An 18,809-nucleotide genomic window follows, 5' to 3' on the forward strand; every position below is an offset into this window, starting at 1 on the left:
CCCTTTCTCGACCGGCGACGGCGGAGGGGCGCTGCGTGGAGAAAGTCTAAGAGAGGCGGGCGGCACGGCATCCGACGTGCGTTTGAATGTCAGCGGGCGTGCACGAAATGCGGTCTCATTGCACGAAATGCGGAGGCGGATCGGCCGTCGGCGCGGCGGCCGTCTGGCCGGAATCGCGGCGCCGCGGCGGGTTCTCGACGCGGCGTCACGCGCGCGGTGGCCGTCGGCGGCCCGTCCTCACGCGGAGGCAGGGACCACCCATCGGGCGGATCGAAATGGGGGGCGCGGTCGGTCGGGCGGGCGCGTCCGGGGGAGGAGCGCGGCGGGCGACGCGGGCCTTGCGCCTCACTCCATGCCGAGCAGGCGGCGGATGTCGGCGACGCGGGTGCGGCTGACGGGGACACGGCTCTCGTCGCTCTCGCCGATCAGGCAGAACGCCTTGTCGCCGTCGCGCGAGAAGCCGGTGACGTGGGCGATGTTGACGAGATGCGAGCGGTGGGTGCGCACGAAGCGCTCCGCGTCGACCAGTGTCTCCAACTTGGAGATCGACCACGGGCAGAACAACTCGCTGTCGCCGCGCCGGAGCCAGGTGTAGTGGCCGTCGGCACGGATCGCCGAGACGTCGTCCAGCGCCACGAAGCGGACGGTGTTGTTGAGCTCGTAGGGCAGGCGCCCGGGCGTCGGAGGCGGCGTGGGCTGGGTCGACCGTGCCTCCACCGCCGTCTCGGTGCGGGCCGCGGTTGCGACCCCGCCGACGCCGGCCTCCGGCGTCGGGGTTACCCGCGCCGGCTGGGCGAACGGCGATGCCGTGGCTTCAACGTCACTGGTGCGATGGGCGATGTTGCTGGCTGGGGCGGCGGGGGGCGATGCCCGGCCGACCCCGGCGGTGGCGAGCCCACGCGGCATCGCCGGCGGAGCGCCGCCACCCGACCCGGCGGCGGCCATCGCTGGTGCCTCACCGAGCGGCAGGGCGGTGAGCAGGAACAGCCCGCAGATGACGAAGGCGGCGACCGCCACGATCATCGCCAGCACGCCGCCCGTCAGCGTTGGCTCGGAGATCGGCACGATCTCGGTCAGGAGCGAGAAGCGCGTGTAGATCATCGCCGAATAGTGCATGGCGGAGATCGCGAGCCCGAGCGCCACCGCGCCGAGGGCGAGATGGGCGTGCGGGCGCTCCCGGTAGGCGAGCCAGAAGGCGCCGATCGAGGCGCCGATCGCGATCATCGTCGAGATGACGTACCCCTCCGGCGCGAACAGCGGCATGCAGGTCCCGCCGATCGCCGACATGCCGACATAGTGCATCGAGACGATGCCGAGGCCGGTCATCGTGCCGGCGGCGACGAGGCGGCCGGGGGAGGGCTCGCCGGCGTGCAGCGCGATCAGCCCGAGGCCGGTGATCAGGATGGCGATCAGTACGGAGCCGAGGGTTCGGAGGGCGTCGTACTCGATCGGCACCGGCAGGCTGACGGCGAGCATCGCCACGAAGTGCATCGACCAGATGCCGCCGCCGAGCGCCACCGCCGCCTTGGCGATCTCGATCTTCTGGCGGTGGGCGGACAGCGCGGCGATGCCGGTGGTGACGCGCAAGCCGGTGTACGCCGCCATCACGGCGACGAGCACCGAGGCGACCACCAGCGTCGGATCGTAGGCGACCGGCAACATGGGGCGATTCTAAAGTCGGAGAGGGCGAGCGCAAGCCCGTCCCGTCCCGGAGGAGGCGGCGACGCCGGTCGTGGTGGGGCTATTCCGCCCGCGACTGCCGGAAGGCGGCCGGCGTCACGCCGTAGCGGCGGGCGAACATGCGGGTGAGGTGCGCCTGGTCGCAGAAGCCGCACGCCGCCGCGACCTGCTTGGCCGGCAGGTCCGTCTCCTCAAGCAGGCGGCGGGCGTGCTCAAGGCGCCGCTCGGTGACGTAGGCATAAGGCGCCATGCCGGTGGTGCGGCGGAACTGCCGGGCGAAGGTGCCGGCGCTCATGTTGAGCTCGGCGGCGATCTCGCCGAGGTCGAGCGTGCGGCCGAGGTTCTCCTCGATGAAGGCGCGGGCGCGCTCGCCATGGACGGCCGCGAGCTTGCCGCGCCCCTGGGTCTCGCGCAGGCGCACCGAGGCGTACTTGCGCAACAAGTGGATGACGAGCTGGCGGCCAATGCTCTCCACATAGAGGCCGGCGCCGAACTCCGGGCTGCGAGCCTCGGCGGCGATGGTGTCGATGGCGGCCGTCACGATCGGGTCGTCGGTCCGCAGGATGTCGCCGAACATCACCTCGGCGACGCCGCGGCCGGTGACCTCGGCGGCGATGCCGGCGACGAAGGCTTCGGTGAGGTAGAGGTGGGTGACGGTGACGTCCTCGGTCCAGTGCCAGTGCGACACCTGCGAGCGGGTGAGCAGCGACACCGTTCCCGGTCCGCAGACGGCGCGCGACCAGCGGCCTTCGAAGCGGCGCTGCATCGGCGTGACGCCGACGCGGTAGGAGACGAGCATGAAGTCGCGCATCGCCGGGACCATGACGTCCTGGCCCCGGTAGCCGTAGGTGCGCAAGCCCACGCCCTTCCAGCCGAGACCGTCGCTGCGGGCGAGGATCTGGCCGGGCACGTAGTCGGGCAGGTTCTCCGGTGAGCAAAGCGTCATCGGGCGTCCCTCCGCCGCCGGTCTGTCGCCGACGTGCCCGGATATGGTAGCGCGCGGGTGGCCCGGCGGCAACGAAACCGCAGGTGGCGGCAGGCGCCTGCGGACGCAGTTCGCCCGGAACGTTCAAGCTTTCGACGCGATCGTTCAAGGCAACGCGGCGATCCTTCAAGCTTAGGTGCCGGTGGCGATCCACCCTTCCCGCATAAGAAATGTCAGGGGAGGAGATCCACCATGAATGCCGTGACCGAGACCCGTGCCGCCGCGAAGGACGGCGTCGAACAGCTGGACGCACTGGTGATCGGCGCGGGCGTCGCCGGGCTCTACCAGCTGTACCAGCTGCGCAAGCAGGGCCTGAAAGTGCGCGCCTACGACAACGCCTCCGGCCCCGGCGGAACATGGTTCTGGAACCGCTATCCGGGCGCCAAGTTCGATTCCGAGTCCTACATCTACCAGTACCTGTTCGACGAGGATCTCTATCGCAACTGGACGTGGAGCTGCCGCTTTCCCGGCCAGGCGGAGATCGAGCGCTGGCTCACCTATGTCTGTGACACCCTCGATCTGCGCAAGGACATCCAGTTCGACACGACGATCGTCAGCGCCCACTGGAACGACGACACGCGCCGCTGGCGGGTGACGACGGACACCGGCGCGGTGATCGACACCACCTTCCTCGTCACCTGCTGCGGCATGCTGTCGGCGCCGCTGGAGAAGGTCTTCGAGGGGCAGGAGAGCTTCAAGGGCGAGATCTTCCACACCTCGCGCTGGCCGCGCGGCGGGGTGGAACTCGCCGGCAAGCGCGTCGGCGTTGTCGGCGTCGGCGCCACCGGCATCCAGGTGATCCAGACGATCGCCGACACCGTCGGCCACCTCACCGTCTTCGTGCGCACGCCCCAGTACGTGCTGCCGATGAAGAACCCGGCCTTCGACGCGAAGGGCGATGTCTACAAGAAGCGCTTCGAGGAACTGCGCGAGGTGCTGCCGCGCACCTTCACCGGCTTCGAATACGACTTCGGCCCGTCGTGGGCGGAGCTTTCGCCGGCCGAGCGCCGGGCGCGGCTCGAGGACATCCACGCCGACGGCTCGCTGAAGCTCTGGCTCGCCGCCTTCGCGGAGATCTTCTTCTTCGAGGACATCAACCAGGAGGTCTCCGATTTCGTCCGCGAGAAGATGCGCGAGCGTCTCGTCGACGAGGAGCTGTGCGACCTGCTGATTCCGAAGGACTACGGCTTCGGCACCCACCGCGTGCCGCTCGAGATGGGCTACCTCGAGGTCTACCGCCGGCCGAACGTCACCGCCGTCAATTGCCGGGACGTGCCGATCGCCCGCGTGCTGCCGGAGGGCATCGAGATGTCCGACGGCACGGTGCACGAGCTCGACGTCATCATCCTCGCCACCGGCTTCGACGCCGGCACCGGGGCGCTGACGCGCATCGACATCCGCGGCCGCGACGGCATCTCGATGAAGGAGGAATGGGGCAAGGACATCCGCACCATGATGGGGCTGCAGGTGCACGGCTTCCCCAACCTCTTCACCACCGCCGTGCCGCTCGCCCCCTCGGCGGCGCTCTGCAACATGACGACCTGCCTGCAGCAGCAGACCGAGTGGATCGCCGACTGCATTCAGTACATGCGCGCGAACGGCAAGACGGTGTGCGAGGCGACCGCTGAGGCCGAGGCGGCCTGGGTCGCCCATCACGACGAGACGGCGAACGCGACGCTGATCTCGAAGACCGACAGCTGGTATCTCGGCTCCAACATCCCCGGAAAGCCGCGACGGGTGCTATCCTATACGGGCGGCGTCGGCACCTACCGGCAGAAGTGCGCCGAGGTGGCCGAAGCCGGCTACACGGGCTTTGCCATGCAATGACTCGACGCCCGGCCGCGCGAAACGCCGGGACACCAAGAACAATAGCCGCCAACGACACAAGACCCGTGGGAGGGACGAGATGAACACCAGTGGATGGACTGCCGGCTTCGATGCCGTGCTGGACGGCGTGACGGGCGGCGAGATGGCCGCGCGCGTGCCGGGGGTGGTGGCGATGGTCACCGACGGCAAGGAGAACGTCTACGAAGGCGCGCGCGGCGTGCGCAGCCTCGCAACCAATGAGCCGATGACCACCGACTCGGTCTTCGCCATCTTCTCGACGACGAAGGCGATCGGCGGCACGGCGGTGATGCAGTGCGTCGAGGAAGGCCTCCTCGACCTCGACGCGCCGGCCAAGGACTACGCCCCGGCGATCGGCGAGCTCAAGGTGCTCGAGGGCTTCGACGCCGACGGCAAGCCGCGGCTCAGGGCGCCGAAGTCCGACATCACGACGCGCCAGCTGATGCTGCACACCGCAGGCTTCGGCTACGACTTCTTCAACGAGAACTACTTGAGGATGGCGACCGAGCACGGCCAGCCGTCGGTCGTGACCTGCAGCCACGCCTCGCTGCGCACGCCGCTGCTCTTCGACCCCGGCGAGAAGTGGGAGTACGGCACCAACATCGACTGGGCGGGCCAGGTGGTCGAGGGCATCCGCGGCAAGCGGCTGTCGGCGGTGCTGCAGGAGCGGGTGTTCGCGCCGCTCGGCATCACCGACATGGCCTTCACCCGCACCCCCGACATGAAGGCGCGCACCGCGGCGATCCACGCCCGCGGCGCCGACGGCTCGCTGACGCCGCTCGACTTCGCGCTGCCGGACGACCCGGAAGTCGACATGGCCGGCCACGGCCTCTACGCCTCGGTCGGCGAATACATGAAGTTCATCCGCATGTGGCTGAACGACGGAGCCGGGCCGCACGGTCGCGTGCTGAAGAAGGAGACGGTGGAGCAGGCGATCAAGAACGGCCTGCAGCCGCACCAGAAGGTCGTCATGCTGCCGGGCGTCATCCCGTCGCTGTCGAACGACGCGGAGTTCTTCCCCGGCCTGAAGAAGAGCTGGTCCTACACCTTCATGGTCAACGACGAGGAGGCCCCGACCGGCCGCCCGCCGGGCGCCATCGGCTGGGCGGGGCTCGCCAACCTCTTCTACTGGATCGACCGCAAGAACGGCTTCGGCGGCTTCTGGGCGACCCAGATCCTGCCCTTCGGCGACCCGGTGTCGTTCGGCGGCTACGTCGACTTCGAGACGGCCTTCTACCGCCAGATGAGCCAGGCGAAGGCGGCGTGAGGGGGCTTTCCCTCCCCCCTTGCGGGGGAGGTGGCCGGCAAAGCCGGCCGGAGGGGGCCGCCGCGCGCGAGCGCGGCGGTACGACGTCAGAGATTGCTGCACCGTCGCCCGCCGTCGGCTGACGCCGCCGGCGGCCCTCCCCGGTCCGCCTGCGGCGGCCCGACCCTCCCACAGGGGGAGGGTGGGGTGCGCTCCTTTGATGTCGCGGTTCCTCCTCAGTTCGGGCAGATCGATCGAAGTCCTTCTCCCGGCGCGGCGGGGAGAAGGGGGAGTGCGCGGCGCGCGGCGCGACCCTCCATCAAGGGGAGAGTGCGTCGCCGCTGTCTTGGCCTATAGCTTGCGCGCCGTGCCACCCGGAGCGCCTCACCCATGCCCGCCACCCGCATCCTCCTCTTCCTCGCCGGCCTCGCTGGGGCGGCTGGTGTCGCGCTTGCGGCCGCCGCGGCGCATATGGGCGGGGCGGGGCTCGAGACGGCGGCGATGTTCCTGATCCTGCATGCCGCCGCCCTCGTCGGCGTCACGGCCCTCGCCGCCGGCGCGCCGGGGACGCTCTTCGCCCGCGTCTCGCTGATCGGCGGCTTCGTCCTCCTCGCCGGTCTCGTCCTTTTCTCCGGCGACCTCACTGCCCGCGTGTTCCTCGATGACCGGCTGTTCCCGATGGCGGCGCCGACCGGCGGCTCGCTTCTCATCGCGGGCTGGCTGGTGCTGGCGATCTCGGCCGCCTTCCGGCGCTGAGGGGGTACCAAGGGTCATTCCGGGCCACGGCGTCGTTCGCGCGATCAGCCGCCCCGGCGACACTCTCCCGACCCCTTCCGGCCGCCCCTTCGACGCCGCTCGCCAGCGTGGGCAGCGCCACCGCCGGCAAACTCTCCGGTCGTTCCTAACCGCTACGCTCCTCCCGGAAATCGCCGGAAGCTTCCGGCGACTTCCGGCGGAAGCGAATGCGCCGGCGCGCCGCGGACGCTAGCAAGGTCGGGTGGGACGTTCGAGAGGCGCCACGGCGCCGATCGAGTCGCTTTTTGCGCCACGTCCCACGCCGCGCCGCGCACACCGCGCTGGCGGGCCTGCCGGGCGCCCCGGGTTTGAGGGGGCGCCGCAGCGAGAGGATGTTGCGCCATGACGTTGATTTTCGAGACCGCGATTGCGGGGGAGGGGCGCCGGGCGCCGGGTTCGCCGGCCGAGCGCGCCGATGTCGTTTTCTCCACCGACGTCAGCGCCGTGCGCTGCGACGCCGCCCTGGTGGCGGTCGCCCGCCGGCACCTGCTCGCCGACCTGCGCGAGCCGCCGACCGTTGCCCGGCTCGCCCGTCGGCTCGGCGTCGGCGTGCGGCGGCTTTCCTCTGCCTTCCGGATCGTGCTCGGGCGCGGCGTCAGCGATGTCGTCCGCGAGGCGCGGCTCGAGGCCGCCCGCCGGGCGATCGAGACGCGCAACGCGCCCCTGAAGCAGATCGCCTGGGAAGTCGGCTACGGCGACGTGACGAATTTCATCCACGCCTTCCGCAACCGCTTCGGCGCACCGCCGCGGCGATTCCAGAAGACGGCGCCGCGCCGCCTCGCGGCGTAAGGCTCAGCCGGCGCGCTCCTTCTCGTCGAGCCAGGCGCGGATGAGGGCGCGGTAGCGCGCCCCGTCGAAGCTCGGGAAGTGGCCGCCGTGCACGATCCGCACGTCGAGGTCGAGGAGCCGCTTCATCGAGGCGAGATAGTCGGCGGCGTTGGCGTGATAGGTGTCCTCGATCAGCGGGCCGTCATAGAGGATGTCGCCGGAGAACAGGATGCGCCTCGCCTTCTCGTAGAGCGCGATGCCGCCCGGCGAGTGGCCCGGCGTGTGGATGACCTCGAAGTGCCGGTCGCCGAGGTCGACGATGTTGCCATCCTCCAGGAGCCGCGTCGCCGGCGCCGCCTTAACCGCGTACTCCGTCGACGAATAGGGCAGCGGCGGCAGGGCGGTGAAGATGTCGTCGGTCACGTAGGGGTCGGCGAGCGTGTTGGCGCGCGTCGGGTGCGCCAGCAGGTCGGCTTCGGCGCGGTGGACGCAGCGGTCCTCGAACTCGTGGTGGCAGCCGATGTGGTCGAAGTGGGTGTGGCTCGCCACCGCCACGCAGCGCTTCTCGGTGACGACGGGCACGTGGGCGCGCAGGCTGACGACGCCCATGCCGCTGTCGACCAGCATGTCGCGGTCGCGGCCGCGCACGTGCCAGAGGTTGCAGCGGTAGAACTCCTCGATGTGCGGCTCGCGGATGAAGGTGACGTCGTCGCCGACGCGATCGACGGCCCACCAGTCGGCGGCGGCGATGCGGGGCTTGGCTTGCGGCTTGTCGGTCATGCGGTCTCCGGCAGGGCGACGACGCCGCGCGGGTCGAGGGCGAGGGCAACGCTCTCGCCCGCCCGGCCGGCGAACGCCTGCGGCAGGTGGGCGACCAGCGTCAGGTCGGCCGCCATCGCCGGCCGGAGCCGGCAGCGGTGGTGGGTGCCGAAGAAGGCGATGTCCAGGATCTCCGCCGGCCCGATCGCCACCGCGCCCGAGACGGCGCCCTCGATCGAAAGGTGCTCGGGGCGCACCGCGAGGCGCACCCTGGCGCCGGCGGTGCGGCCGGCGCGCGCGGCTTCGGCCAGCACGACGGTGCCGAGCGGCGTCTCGGCGATGACGAGGCCGCCACTCGCCGCCCCGATCATCGCGGGCACGAGGTTCACCTCGCCCATGAAGGAGGCCGAGAACAGCGACTTCGGGCGGAGATAGATCTCCTCCGGCGGGCCGCGGTCCTCGATGCGCCCCTTGTTCATCACGACGATCAGGTCGGCGATCGCCATCGCCTCCTCCTGGTCGTGGGTGACGTGCACGAAGGTGGTGCCGACGCGGCGCTGGATCGCCTTCAACTCCTCCTGCATCTGCCGGCGAAGCTTCAGGTCCAGCGCCCCGAGCGGCTCGTCGAGGAGGAGCACGTCGGGCTCGACCGCCAGCGCCCGGGCGAGTGCGACGCGCTGGCGCTGGCCGCCGGAGAGCTCGTGCGGCTTCTTGGTCGCCGCCTCCTTCAGCCCGACGAGGTCGAGGAAACCCAAGGCCCGCTTGTCCTGCTCCGTCCGGCCGACGCCGCGCATCCGCAAGCCGAAGCCGACGTTGGCGAGAAGCGTCATGTGCGGGAAGAGGGCGTAGTCCTGGAACATCGTCGTCGTCGGCCGCTTCGCCGGGGCGACGCGCGTGACGTCGCGCCCGCCGATCGAGACGGTGCCGGCGGTCGGCGTCAGAAAGCCGCCGAGGATCGAGAGCAGCGTCGTCTTCCCGCAGCCAGAGGGGCCGAGCAGCACGGCGTAGTCGCCGGCGGGGATGGCGAGGTCGACGCCGTCGAGCGCCGTGAAGGCGTCGAAGCGGTGGGTGATGGCGGTGAGCGCCACATCGGCCGTCATGGGCGTGCGCTCCGGGCGGCGGCCTTGCGGAAGACGAGGAGCTCGAGCGCCAGCACGAGCACGATCGAGCCGAGGAAGACGATGCTGCCGACGGCGTTGGTCTTCGGGTTGAGGCCGGAGCGCAGGAGGCTCCAGATCTCGACCGGCAGCGTCACGTCGAAGCGCGACAGGAGGAAGGCGATCAGGAACTCGTCCCACGAGAAGGTGACGGAGAGGAAGAAGGCGGCGGCGATGCCCGGCGCCAGCATCGGCGCGGTGACGAGCGCCATCACCTGGAAGTCGTTCGCGCCGAGATCGCGGGCGGCGCGCTCGACGTTGACCTGATGCTCACCCATCTGGGCATACAGGATGGCGAAGCAGAGCGGCAAATTGAGCACCACGTGGCCGATGCCGACCGTCAGCAGCGAGCGCGACACGCCGATCATGTTGAAGGAGATCAGCAGGCCGAGGCCGATGATCAGCGTGCTGACGGTGAGCGGCGCCGTCAGCATCGCCCGCGCCAGTCCGCTGCCGCGCGGCCGGAAGCGGGCGAGGCCGTAGGCGGCGAGGAAGCCGAGCAGGCACGCGACCGCCGACGAGACGAGGGCCACGACGAGCGAATTGAGGAGCGCCGAGGTCAGCTTGCCGTCGGCGAAGACCTGCCCGTACCACTGCAGTGACGGGCCGTTGAACGGCGGGATCGGGAACCGCCCGCCCTGGAACGAGAACAGCACCAGCACGACGACCGGCAGGTAGATGAAGCCGTAGAGGGCGGCGGCGTAAAGGGCGGAGAGGGCGGTCGAGGGGCGGGGCATCAGGAGGCTCGCTGGTAGCCGAGCGGAATCCAGATGTCGCGCCGCGTCACGACCCCCATGTTCGGAAGGACGTGGCTCGGATCGAGCGCACGAACGTCGACGTCCTCGATCACCGTCTCCACGTCGAGTGATTGGTCGCCGACTACATGCGTCTGTAGAAGGATAAGGGCGTCGTCGAGGTCGAACGCCGTCACCCCGCATCCCATTCGCAGCCCGGCAAACTGGTCAGCATTCCTGAGGTGAATCCAGTATCTCCGCAGCATCCTCACGCCCTCTCGAGCTTGAGGAAGCGCGCGCAGGCGACGTAGACGAGCGTGACGACCGCCATCAGGATCATCGACAAGGCGGCGGCGGTCGGGAAGTCGGCGCTGCGGCCGATCTGCAGCATGATCACCTGCGGCAGCAGGAGCTCGTTGTTGCCGCCGAGGATCTGCGGCGTGACGTAGTCGCCGATCGCCAGCACGAAGGTGAGGAAGGCGCCGACCATGATGCCGGGCAGCGTCAGCGGCAGCACCACGTGGACGAAGGTCTGGACCGCGTTCGCTCCCAAGTCCGCGGCGGCGCGGCGGTAGTTCGGCGAGAGCTGCACGAGGTTCGCGTAGATCGTCAGCGTCAGCAGCATGACGAAGAAGTGGACGAAGCCGATGACGGTCGCCGTCCGCGTCGCCGAGATCTCGAGCGGCTCGGCGATCAGGCCGAGACCCATGAGCGTCTGGTTGACGACGCCGTTCTTCGACAGCACCAGCAGCCATGAATAGGAGCGCACGACGTAGGACGTCCAGAACGGCAGGATCGCCAAGAGCAGCGCCAGCCGCTGCCAGCGCCGCGGCACCTTCTCGGCGATGATGAAGGCGAGCGGATAGGCGAGCACGACCGAGATCACCGTGACCAGCACGGTGACCTCGAGCGAGTTTGCCAGCGCCTCGACGAAGTGGGGCTTCGCCAGGAACGCCGCGTAGTTGTCGAGCGACCAGTCGCGGACGATGTCGGTGCCGACGCGCTTCCACAGGCTCGCCACCGCCATCACCGCGAACGGCACGGCGAAGAAGGCGAGTGTCCAGAGCAGCGCCGGCGCCACGAAAGCCCAGGCGCGCAAACGCGCGCGCGCCCGGGAAGCCGCCGTCGTCATGTCCGGAAGGGCCGCCGCAGCGCGGCCGTCACTGCTGCAGGAACTCGGTCCAGACGTCCTGCAGCTTGGCGTCGAGCTCGGCGCTCGGCGCCGGATAGAGCTGGGCGCGCTTCAGGTATTCCGGCTGCTCGTCCCAGCGCAGCGCCGCCTTCTGGGCGTCGGTCAGGTGCTCGCCCGCCTTGGCGTTCGCCGGCATCGCCCAGTAGCAGGAGGATGTGGCGAGCCGCGCCTGGCCCTCGGGGCTCAGGATGTACTGGACGAACTTCAGCGCGAGATCCTGCTTCTTGGAATCGGCGAAGACGCCGATCGACTGCGACCAGCGCACGCCGCCCTGCTCCGGCAGCACCCAGTCGAGCGCCGGGTTCTCGGCCGACAGCCCCGCCGTCACCCACTCGCCGCCGCCGACGAGCACGTCGACCTCGCCGGTGGCGATCGCCGTCTGGCTGGAGACGACCTCGCCGACCTGCTTCGCCTGCGCCTTCATCGCGAACAGCTTCTCGCGGATCGCCGGGATGTCGGCCTCCGTCAGCTCAGCGGTCTGCTTGCCGAGGCCCACCGCCACCATGCCGATCACCGGCAGGTAGTAGTCATAGACGGCGATCTTGCCCTTGTACTTGTCGCTCCAGATCACCGACATGTCGGTCATGTCGGCGGGGTCGACCTTCTCCTTGTTGTAGGAGATGGTGTTGTAGCCGAACTTCTCGGTGACGGCGTAGGTCTTGCCGTCGATGGTCTGCTGCTCGGCCATCACCACTTCGGGGAAGATGTCGGCGGTCGGCAGCGCGCCCTCCGGCAGCGGCGCCAGGATGCCGGCGGCGGCGACGCGCGGTACGTCGACCCCGTCCACCACCAGCACGTCCCACTCACCCGGCTGCGACTGCTCGATCAGGGACAGCGCCGTGCCGGTGCCCTCGTATTCCTTCAGGTTCACCTTGACGTCGTTGGCCTTTTCGAACGGCTCGATCAGCGCCGGGTCGGTGTGGTCGCACCAGACGAGGGCGTTCAGCTCCTCGGTCGCCGAGGCGGAGGTGGCGAAGAGGGCGGCGAAGGCGACGCCGGCGGCGAGCGTGGTGCGGAAGGTCATCGTGGAGCGTCCCCTTGGATGGTCGTGGCGGCCGTGGTCGCCCGATCATAGGGCGCCCGCGGCGAAGCGCGACCCCCATGCAAGAAGAGGTCCGGGGAGGGGGCGGCCGCGCACCCGAAGGCGCGCGGCCGGTCGTCTGAGCTACTGCGGCGCGGCGACGGCGGCGACGACGTCGACCTCGAACATCATGCCCGGGCGGGCGAGCGCCACCACCTGCAGGAAGGTGTGCGGCGGCAGCGGGATGCCGTCGAACGTCTCCTTGCGGCAGTCGCGCATCTCCTCGCGGTAACGCACGTCGGTGACGTAGGAGGTCGCCTTGACGATGTCGGAGAGCGTCGCGCCGTTCGCCTCTAGCGCCCTCTTCACCTTGCCCCAGGCCATCCGGCACTGCTCGAGGAAGTTGTCCTTGTGGGCGATCGACCCGTCCTCGGGGACTTCGGAGCCGACGCCGGCGAGGTAGATCATCTTCGCCGGGCCAGTGATGACGACGGCCTCGGAGAAGGCCCCCTTGGCGAACTCGCTGTAGTTGAAGTTCTCCTTCTTGAACTCCTGCGCGACGGCGGGCGTGGCGGCGAGGGCCGCGGCGACGGCGAGTGCTGCAAGACGCATGGCGTGTTTTCCTTTTTGGGAAGGGCACGTCCCCGCCCGGAACGGGCGGTGGCGCAGGAGCGGGACCCCTCAGAAGCGGTCCCGGCCGGCGGGGGCCGGCACCCGTATTATGGTCTGCAGCCCGGTCGCAGGGACAATGCTCCCAAGCGCAACGCAGCGTTCCACCCGCGGCGTCGACGGCCTCAGCGCGTCGCCGCGCGCGCCGACAGCGCGACGCCCACCAGCGCCACGGACAGGCAGACGAACGCCACCGTCAGGCTGGTCGCCTCGGCGAAGAAGCCGATGAAGGCCGGGCCGGCCAGCACGCCCGCGTAGCCCATGGTGGTGATCGCCGCCACCGCGAGGCTCGGCGGCATCGAGGTGTGGTTGCCGGCCGCCGTGAACAGCACCGGCACGATGTTCGCCGCCCCGAGGCCGACGAGGCCGAAGCCGGCGACGGCGACGGGCACGCTCGGGGCGAAGGTGGCGACGAGGTAGCCGGCGGCGGACAAAAGCCCGCCGAAGAGCAGCACCCGCCGCCCGCCGACGCGGGAGACGAAGGCATCACCGGTGAGCCGGCCGATCGTCATGGTGACGGAGAAGGCGGCGTAGCCGATGCCGGCGATCGTCGGTTCGACATCGCGGACGCTGACGAGGAACACCGCGCTCCAGTCGAGAACGGCTCCCTCGGTCAGGAACATGATGAAGCAGAGCACGCCGACGAACAGCACGAAGCCGCGCGGGAGCACGAACAGCGGCCCGCCGCTGTGGCCGCCATAGGGCAACAGGTGCCGCCAGGCGAGCACGAGGAGGGTGATCGCCAGCACGGCGACGAAGATGCCGACCGAGACCGGTGGCAGCCCGAGCGCCAGCAGCCCGACCGCGCCGCCCGCCCCGACGATGCCGCCGACGCTGAAGAGGCCGTGGAAGCCCGACATCATGGCGCGGCCGCTCGCCTTCTCGACGATCACCGCCTGGATGTTGATGGCGACGTCGACCATGCCGAGCCCGGCGCCGAAGACCGCGAGCGCGAGGGCGAGCAGGTAGACGTTCTCCGTCGAGGCGAGCACCGGCGCCGCAGCGGCGAGCGCCAGCGTTCCGCAGGTGATGACGAGCCGGCAGCCGAAGCGCGCCGCGAGCGGTCCCGTCGGCAGCATCCCCGCGATCGAGCCCACCCCGAGGCAGAGCAGCACGAGGCCGAGCCCGGCGTCGTCGAGGCCGGTGCGGGCCTTGGCGAACGGCACGAGCGGCGCCCAGGAGGAGAGCGTGAAGCCGGCGATCAGGAAGCCCACGCGGGTCGCCATCTGGGCGGCGCGGCCGGGCGTCGCCGGGACGACGGGGAGGGGAGCGTTCATGCGGGGAGGTGTCGTTCCGGTGGGTCGGGAGGGTGCCGTTGCACTGTCGTCTGCCGCGTATAGGCTCTCCCGGTCGGCATCGGGAGAGCGCGCATGGCGGAAGCCGTTCAATTCACGATCGCATCGGAAACAATCCGCGCCACGCTGACGCCGCTCGGGGCAGAGATGGTGCGCCTCGAGGGCGGCGGCCGCGACCTGCAGTGGGACGGCGATCCGGCGGTCTGGAACGGCCGGGCGCCGCTCCTGTTCCCGATCGTCGGCGCCCTCGCCGGCGGCCGCTACCGCCTCGGCGACGAGACCTTTGCGCTGCCCCGCCACGGCTTCGCCCGCCGGAGCCTCTTCGAGGTGGTCGAGCAGGGGGCGCGCCGGGCGGCGTTCCGCCTTGCCGCGAGCGAGGCGACCCGCGCCGTCTATCCCTTCGACTTCGCCCTTGTCGTCACCTATGCCGTCGAGGGGGCGGCGCTGTCGGTCGACGTGTCGATCGAGAACCACGGAGCGGGGCCGATGCCGGCGAGCTTCGGCTTCCACCCGGCCTTCCGCTGGCCGCTGCCGTTCCGGCAGGGTCGCGCCGATCACGCGATCCGCTTCGAGCATGAGGAGCCCGAGCCGATCCGCCGCCTCGATGCCGATGGGTGCCTGACGCCGCGGGGGATCCCGTCGCCGGTGGTCGGACGCACGCTCGCGCTGCGCGACGAGCTGTTCGCCGAGGATGCCATCGTCTTCGACCGGCCGGCGAGCCGCCGCGTCGTCTACGGCGCACCCGGCGCGCCGGCGATCGCGGTGTCCTTCCCGGCGATGCCGCACCTCGGCATCTGGTCGAAGGGCGGCGGCGCCGGCTTCATCTGCATCGAGCCCTGGCAGGGCTACGCCGATCCCGTGGGCTTCACGGGCACGCTGTTCGAGAAGCCGGGCATCGTCGTCGTAGCACCCGGGGAAAAGCACGCCTGCGGCATGCGGATCGAGCTTTTGCCGCAGTTCGGCTGAGGCCGGAGGCGCCAGTCCGCTCAGCGTTTCCGCCGCTCGCCCTCGAAGGTCAGCCCGAGGGCGACGGCCTCGTTGCCGAACTTCGCGCGGATCTTGTCCATCGCCTGCTCGGCCTTGGCGCGCTTGGCGCCGCCCACGTCGACGAGATCGGCCGGGTCGGCCGCCGTCGGCGCCTCGAGCTCGGAGACGCCGACGCCGATCAGCCGGTAGGGCCGCCCCGGCGGCTCGCGCGACAGCAGGTCGACGGCGGTGCGGTGGATGCGGTCGGCGAGCATCGTCGGGTCTGAGAGCTGGCGCGAGCGGGTGACGAGGCGGAAGTCCGGCGTCTTCAGCTTCAGGGTCACCGTGCGGCCCGAGACTTCCGCCGCCTTCATCCGTCGCGCCACCTTCTCGGCGAGGCGCCGGAGCCAGGCGGAAAGGTCGTGGGCGTCGGAAATGTCGGTGTCGAAGGTGGTCTCGGCCGAGACGGACTTGCGCACCCCTTCCGGGTTCACCGCCCGGTCGTCCTCCCCCCGGGCGAGCTTGCGCAGGCGGACACCGTAGGCGCCGACGAGGCGCATCAGGTCGGCGGTGTCGCGCACCGCGATGTCGCCGCAAGTCTCAAGCCCGGCCGAGGACAGCCGCGCCGCTGCGGCCTTGCCGATGCCGGGCAGGATCGACGCCGGCTTGCCGGCGAGGAAGGCGACGGCCTCCGCTTTGCCGATCACCGAGAAGCCGCGCGGCTTGTCGAGGTCGGAGGCGATCTTGGCGAGAAGCTTGTTCGGCGCGAGCCCGACGGAGATCGTCACGCCGATCTCCCGCTCCACCCGCCGGGCGAAGGCGGCGAGCGTGCCGGCCGGCGTCATGCCGTGGATGCCTTCCGTGCCGGAGAGATCGAGGAAGGCCTCGTCGATCGAGATCGGCTCGACCAGCGGCGTCAGCGCCTGCATCAGCGTGCGCACCTGACGCCCGACGGCGGCGTATTTCGCCATATCCGGCTTGATGACGACCGCATCCGGGCACAGCGCCTTCGCCTTGAACATCGGCATCGCCGAGCGCACGCCATAGACGCGGGCGAGGTAGCAGCACGTCGCCACCACCCCGCGCCGCCCGCCGCCGACGATCAGCGGCTTGTCGTTGAGGCTCGGATCGTCGCGCTTCTCGATCGTCGCATAGAAGGCGTCGCAGTCGACGTGGGCGATCGAGAGCTGGTCCAGCTCGGCATGGGCGACGAGCCGCGGCGAGCCGCAGTCGGCGCAGCGCAGGAACCGCCCCGCAGCCGCACGCCGCCCGCCGCAGTCACGGCAGAGGACGGGAAGGGGGGCGGGATCGGGCATGGATTCGGCGCCGGTTGGGCGGGAGGAGTGTAGCGCCGAGCGGGGTGCGGCGCACGGCGACGCATCTGAAATCACCGGGAGATCCGAAACGGGCCGGCGCGCACCCCCTCCCCCCTCGTGGGGGAGGTGGCCGGCGAAGCCGGCCGGAGGGGGCCGCCGCGCGAACGCGCGGCGGTACGGCGCCTGAGACTGACGAACCGCCGCACCGCCGGCGGCTTCGCCGCCGGTGGCCCTCCCCGGTCCGCTTCGCGGCCCTACCCTCCCGCAGGGGGAGGGTGGGTGCACTGCGGCAGGGGAGGGACGAAGGGCGCCTGTCAGACAACCCGAACGATCCCGATTGCCCGCTCCCACCCCACGCCGCTACCTTCTCGCCACAACACAAAAGCCGGAGGACCCCCATGGACCAGCGCACCCTGCCGACGCCGCGGCTCGCGCCGCTGCCGCCCGAGCACACGCCGGAACTCGCGGCGCACTTCGCCGCGTCGAAGAGGACGATGGGCTTCGTCCCGAACAGCCATCTGATCATGCAGCGCAAGCCGGCGATCCTGAAGGCGTTCGGCGATCTGGCGCGGGCGATCTGGGACCCGGCCGGCGAGGTCGGCGTGCCGTTCAAGCGGCTGATCGCCCACGTCGCCAGCCGCTCCGCCGGCTGCCAGTACTGCATGGCCCACACGGCCGAGCGCGCCGCCGACCTCGGCGTCTCCGAGGAGAAACTCGAGGCGCTGTGGGACTACCAGACGAGCCCGCTCTACACGCCGGCCGAGCGCGCCGCCCTCGATGTCGCGGTCGCCGCCGGCTGCGTGCCGAACGCCGTCACCGACGCGATGTTCGACGAACTGAAGCGCCACTACGGCGAGGAGGAGATCGTCGAGATCGTCGCAGTGATCTCCCTGTTCGGCTTCCTCAACCGCTGGAACGATACGCTGGCGACACCGCTCGAGGAGGCGCCGACCGCCTATGGCGAGGCGCACCTCGCCACCCACGGCTGGGATGCTGGCAAGCACAGGCGCTGAGCGTCCGCGCGGCGGACCACCCGCTCAGGCAGGTGTGCCGAGACAATGGGACGAGACGCCCGGTGCCGACCGCGAGATGGGCACCAAACGGGACGCCAAAAGGTGAGGGGCGCCGCGTCGGCCGACGCGGCGCCCCTCTCGCTTCGGGAGGAAGCGCGGACTTGTCAGGCGGCGACGGAGGCCTTCTCGCCGGTCGGGACTTCCGAGATCGTCTTCAGCACCTGCGAGGCGATCTGGTAGGGGTCGCCCTGGGAGTTCGGACGGCGATCCTCGAGATAGCCGCGGTAGCCGTTCTTGATGAACGAGTGCGGCACGCGGATCGAGGCGCCACGGTCGGCGACGCCGTAGCTGAAGGCGTTCCACGGCGCCGTCTCGTGCTTGCCGGTCAGGCGCATGTGGTTGTCCGGACCATAGACCTCGATGTGGGCCATCAGGTTCTTCTCGAACTGCGCCATCAGCGCCTCGAAATACTCCTTGCCGCCGACGTCGCGGAGGTAAGTCGTCGAGAAGTTGCAGTGCATGCCCGAGCCGTTCCAGTCGGTGTCGCCGAGCGGCTTGCAGTGGAACTCGATGTCGACGCCGTACTTCTCCGTCAGGCGGAGCAGCAGGTAGCGCGCCATCCAGACCTCGTCGGCGGCCCGCTTCGAGCCCTTGCCGAAGATCTGGAACTCCCACTGGCCCTTCGCCACCTCGGCGTTGATGCCCTCGTGGTTGATGCCGGCGGCGAGGCAGAGCTCGAGGTGCTCCTCGACGATGGTGCGGGCGACGTCGCCGACGTTCTTGTAGCCGACGCCGGTGTAGTACGGGCCCTGCGGGGCCGGGTAGCCGTGCTCCGGGAAGCCGAGCGGGCGGCCGTCCTTGTAGAAGAAGTACTCCTGCTCGAAGCCGAACCAGGCGCCCTCGTCGTCGAGGATGGTGGCGCGGGCGTTCGTCGCGTGCGGGGTGACGCCGTCGGGCATCATCACTTCGCACATGACGAGCGCGCCGTTGGTGCGGGCCGGGTCGGGATAGACGGCGACCGGCTTCAGCACGCAGTCGGAGCTGCGGCCCTCGGCCTGCATCGTCGAGGAACCGTCGAAGCCCCACAGCGGCAGCTGCTCGAGCGTCGGGAAGGACTCGAATTCCTTGATCTGCGTCTTGCCACGCAGGTTCGGGGTCGGCGTGTAGCCGTCCAACCAGATGTACTCGAGCTTGTATTTCGTCATGATGGCTCCTCTCGACATCGGACGCTGCGGTTGACCGATCGTGTCTCCCGCCCGGGGTCCCGTCCCCGGCCGGCGCGGCCTCCGGCGTTCCGCTCGCCCGCGGAATGAAGCATCGGGCGTGCCAATTCCCGGGCAGCCGGACGAGGTGCGTCAGTCCGCCACC

Annotated in this window: 18 protein-coding genes; 6 read left to right on the forward strand and 12 right to left on the reverse strand. The window is 70.3% G+C overall.

The genetic code is table 11. The features are described from left to right. Positions 1 to 345: 345 nt before the first annotated feature. Together RUR49_RS20615 and RUR49_RS20620 are read right to left on the reverse strand one after the other, a co-directional pair. Positions 346 to 1,662 (reverse strand): MHYT domain-containing protein, encoded by a 1,317-nt coding sequence (locus RUR49_RS20615; protein ID WP_409148311.1) that lies wholly within the window; start codon positions 1,660 to 1,662, stop codon positions 346 to 348. A 79-nt stretch (positions 1,663 to 1,741) separates the two neighbouring features. After that, a complete protein-coding gene (locus tag RUR49_RS20620; RefSeq protein ID WP_409148312.1) occupies positions 1,742 to 2,626 on the reverse strand; it encodes a helix-turn-helix domain-containing protein in 885 nt (294 codons plus the stop codon). Positions 2,627 to 2,857: 231 nt separating this feature from the next. Between RUR49_RS20620 and RUR49_RS20625 the strand changes: the two genes are divergently transcribed. The 4 genes from RUR49_RS20625 to RUR49_RS20640 all read left to right on the forward strand — a co-directional run bounded on the left by RUR49_RS20625 (position 2,858) and on the right by RUR49_RS20640 (position 7,340). Then, on the forward strand, positions 2,858 to 4,492 hold the full coding sequence (locus tag RUR49_RS20625; protein ID WP_409148313.1) for a flavin-containing monooxygenase: 1,635 nt from the start codon (positions 2,858 to 2,860) through the stop codon (positions 4,490 to 4,492). A 79-nt stretch (positions 4,493 to 4,571) separates the two neighbouring features. After that, on the forward strand, positions 4,572 to 5,777 hold the full coding sequence (locus tag RUR49_RS20630; protein WP_409148314.1) for a serine hydrolase domain-containing protein: 1,206 nt from the start codon (positions 4,572 to 4,574) through the stop codon (positions 5,775 to 5,777). 369 nt (positions 5,778 to 6,146) lie between these two features. Beyond that, positions 6,147 to 6,512 carry a DUF423 domain-containing protein gene (locus RUR49_RS20635; protein ID WP_409148315.1) on the forward strand — a complete coding sequence of 122 codons (366 nt, stop codon included), beginning with the start codon at positions 6,147 to 6,149 and terminating at the stop codon, positions 6,510 to 6,512. A 381-nt stretch (positions 6,513 to 6,893) separates the two neighbouring features. Next, positions 6,894 to 7,340 carry a helix-turn-helix transcriptional regulator gene (locus RUR49_RS20640; protein WP_409148316.1) on the forward strand — a complete coding sequence of 149 codons (447 nt, stop codon included), beginning with the start codon at positions 6,894 to 6,896 and terminating at the stop codon, positions 7,338 to 7,340. A 3-nt stretch (positions 7,341 to 7,343) separates the two neighbouring features. Here RUR49_RS20640 and RUR49_RS20645 read toward each other — a convergent pair whose 3' ends face one another. From RUR49_RS20645 to RUR49_RS20680, 8 genes are all read right to left on the reverse strand, one after another. Beyond that, positions 7,344 to 8,099 carry an MBL fold metallo-hydrolase gene (locus RUR49_RS20645; protein WP_409148317.1) on the reverse strand — a complete coding sequence of 252 codons (756 nt, stop codon included), beginning with the start codon at positions 8,097 to 8,099 and terminating at the stop codon, positions 7,344 to 7,346. Next, complete coding sequence (locus RUR49_RS20650; RefSeq protein WP_409148318.1) at positions 8,096 to 9,178, reverse strand: ABC transporter ATP-binding protein; 1,083 nt, start codon at positions 9,176 to 9,178, stop codon at positions 8,096 to 8,098. The genes RUR49_RS20645 and RUR49_RS20650 overlap by 4 nt, the downstream gene beginning before the upstream one ends. Further along, positions 9,175 to 9,972, reverse strand: a complete 798-nt coding sequence (locus RUR49_RS20655) for an ABC transporter permease (RefSeq protein WP_409148319.1) — start codon at positions 9,970 to 9,972, stop codon at positions 9,175 to 9,177. The genes RUR49_RS20650 and RUR49_RS20655 overlap by 4 nt, the downstream gene beginning before the upstream one ends. Then, positions 9,972 to 10,166 carry a hypothetical protein gene (locus RUR49_RS20660; RefSeq protein ID WP_409148320.1) on the reverse strand — a complete coding sequence of 65 codons (195 nt, stop codon included), beginning with the start codon at positions 10,164 to 10,166 and terminating at the stop codon, positions 9,972 to 9,974. Before RUR49_RS20660 ends, RUR49_RS20655 begins: the two co-directional genes overlap by 1 nt. 71 nt (positions 10,167 to 10,237) lie before the next feature. Then, on the reverse strand, positions 10,238 to 11,101 hold the full coding sequence (locus RUR49_RS20665) for an ABC transporter permease (RefSeq protein ID WP_409148321.1): 864 nt from the start codon (positions 11,099 to 11,101) through the stop codon (positions 10,238 to 10,240). Between the two features lie 28 nt (positions 11,102 to 11,129). After that, positions 11,130 to 12,185, reverse strand: a complete 1,056-nt coding sequence (locus tag RUR49_RS20670) for a PotD/PotF family extracellular solute-binding protein (RefSeq protein ID WP_409148322.1) — start codon at positions 12,183 to 12,185, stop codon at positions 11,130 to 11,132. 141 nt (positions 12,186 to 12,326) lie between these two features. Continuing rightward, the gene (locus RUR49_RS20675) at positions 12,327 to 12,794 is read right to left on the reverse strand and encodes a RidA family protein (protein WP_409148323.1); all 468 of its coding nucleotides are present in this window, start codon (positions 12,792 to 12,794) and stop codon (positions 12,327 to 12,329) included. A gap of 182 nt (positions 12,795 to 12,976) precedes the next feature. Beyond that, positions 12,977 to 14,128, reverse strand: coding sequence for an MFS transporter (locus RUR49_RS20680; protein ID WP_409148324.1), 1,152 nt, complete (start codon positions 14,126 to 14,128; stop codon positions 12,977 to 12,979). A 93-nt stretch (positions 14,129 to 14,221) separates the two neighbouring features. On the opposite strand from RUR49_RS20680, the gene RUR49_RS20685 reads away from it, so the two are divergent. Next, positions 14,222 to 15,112: an aldose 1-epimerase family protein gene (locus tag RUR49_RS20685; protein ID WP_409148325.1), complete on the forward strand. Its 891-nt coding sequence runs from the start codon at positions 14,222 to 14,224 to the stop codon at positions 15,110 to 15,112. Positions 15,113 to 15,132: 20 nt separating this feature from the next. Here RUR49_RS20685 and RUR49_RS20690 read toward each other — a convergent pair whose 3' ends face one another. After that, a complete protein-coding gene (locus tag RUR49_RS20690; protein ID WP_409148326.1) occupies positions 15,133 to 16,428 on the reverse strand; it encodes a DNA polymerase IV in 1,296 nt (431 codons plus the stop codon). A gap of 398 nt (positions 16,429 to 16,826) precedes the next feature. Between RUR49_RS20690 and RUR49_RS20695 the strand changes: the two genes are divergently transcribed. Continuing rightward, positions 16,827 to 17,441 carry a carboxymuconolactone decarboxylase family protein gene (locus RUR49_RS20695; RefSeq protein WP_409148327.1) on the forward strand — a complete coding sequence of 205 codons (615 nt, stop codon included), beginning with the start codon at positions 16,827 to 16,829 and terminating at the stop codon, positions 17,439 to 17,441. A 164-nt stretch (positions 17,442 to 17,605) separates the two neighbouring features. Here RUR49_RS20695 and RUR49_RS20700 read toward each other — a convergent pair whose 3' ends face one another. Beyond that, complete coding sequence (locus tag RUR49_RS20700) at positions 17,606 to 18,646, reverse strand: glutamine synthetase beta-grasp domain-containing protein (RefSeq protein ID WP_409148328.1); 1,041 nt, start codon at positions 18,644 to 18,646, stop codon at positions 17,606 to 17,608. Between the last annotated feature and the right edge of the window lie 163 nt (positions 18,647 to 18,809).

The sequence above is a fragment of the Pseudoxanthobacter sp. M-2 genome (assembly GCF_046156265.1).
Lineage (GTDB): Bacteria > Pseudomonadota > Alphaproteobacteria > Rhizobiales > Segnochrobactraceae > CAMDHY01.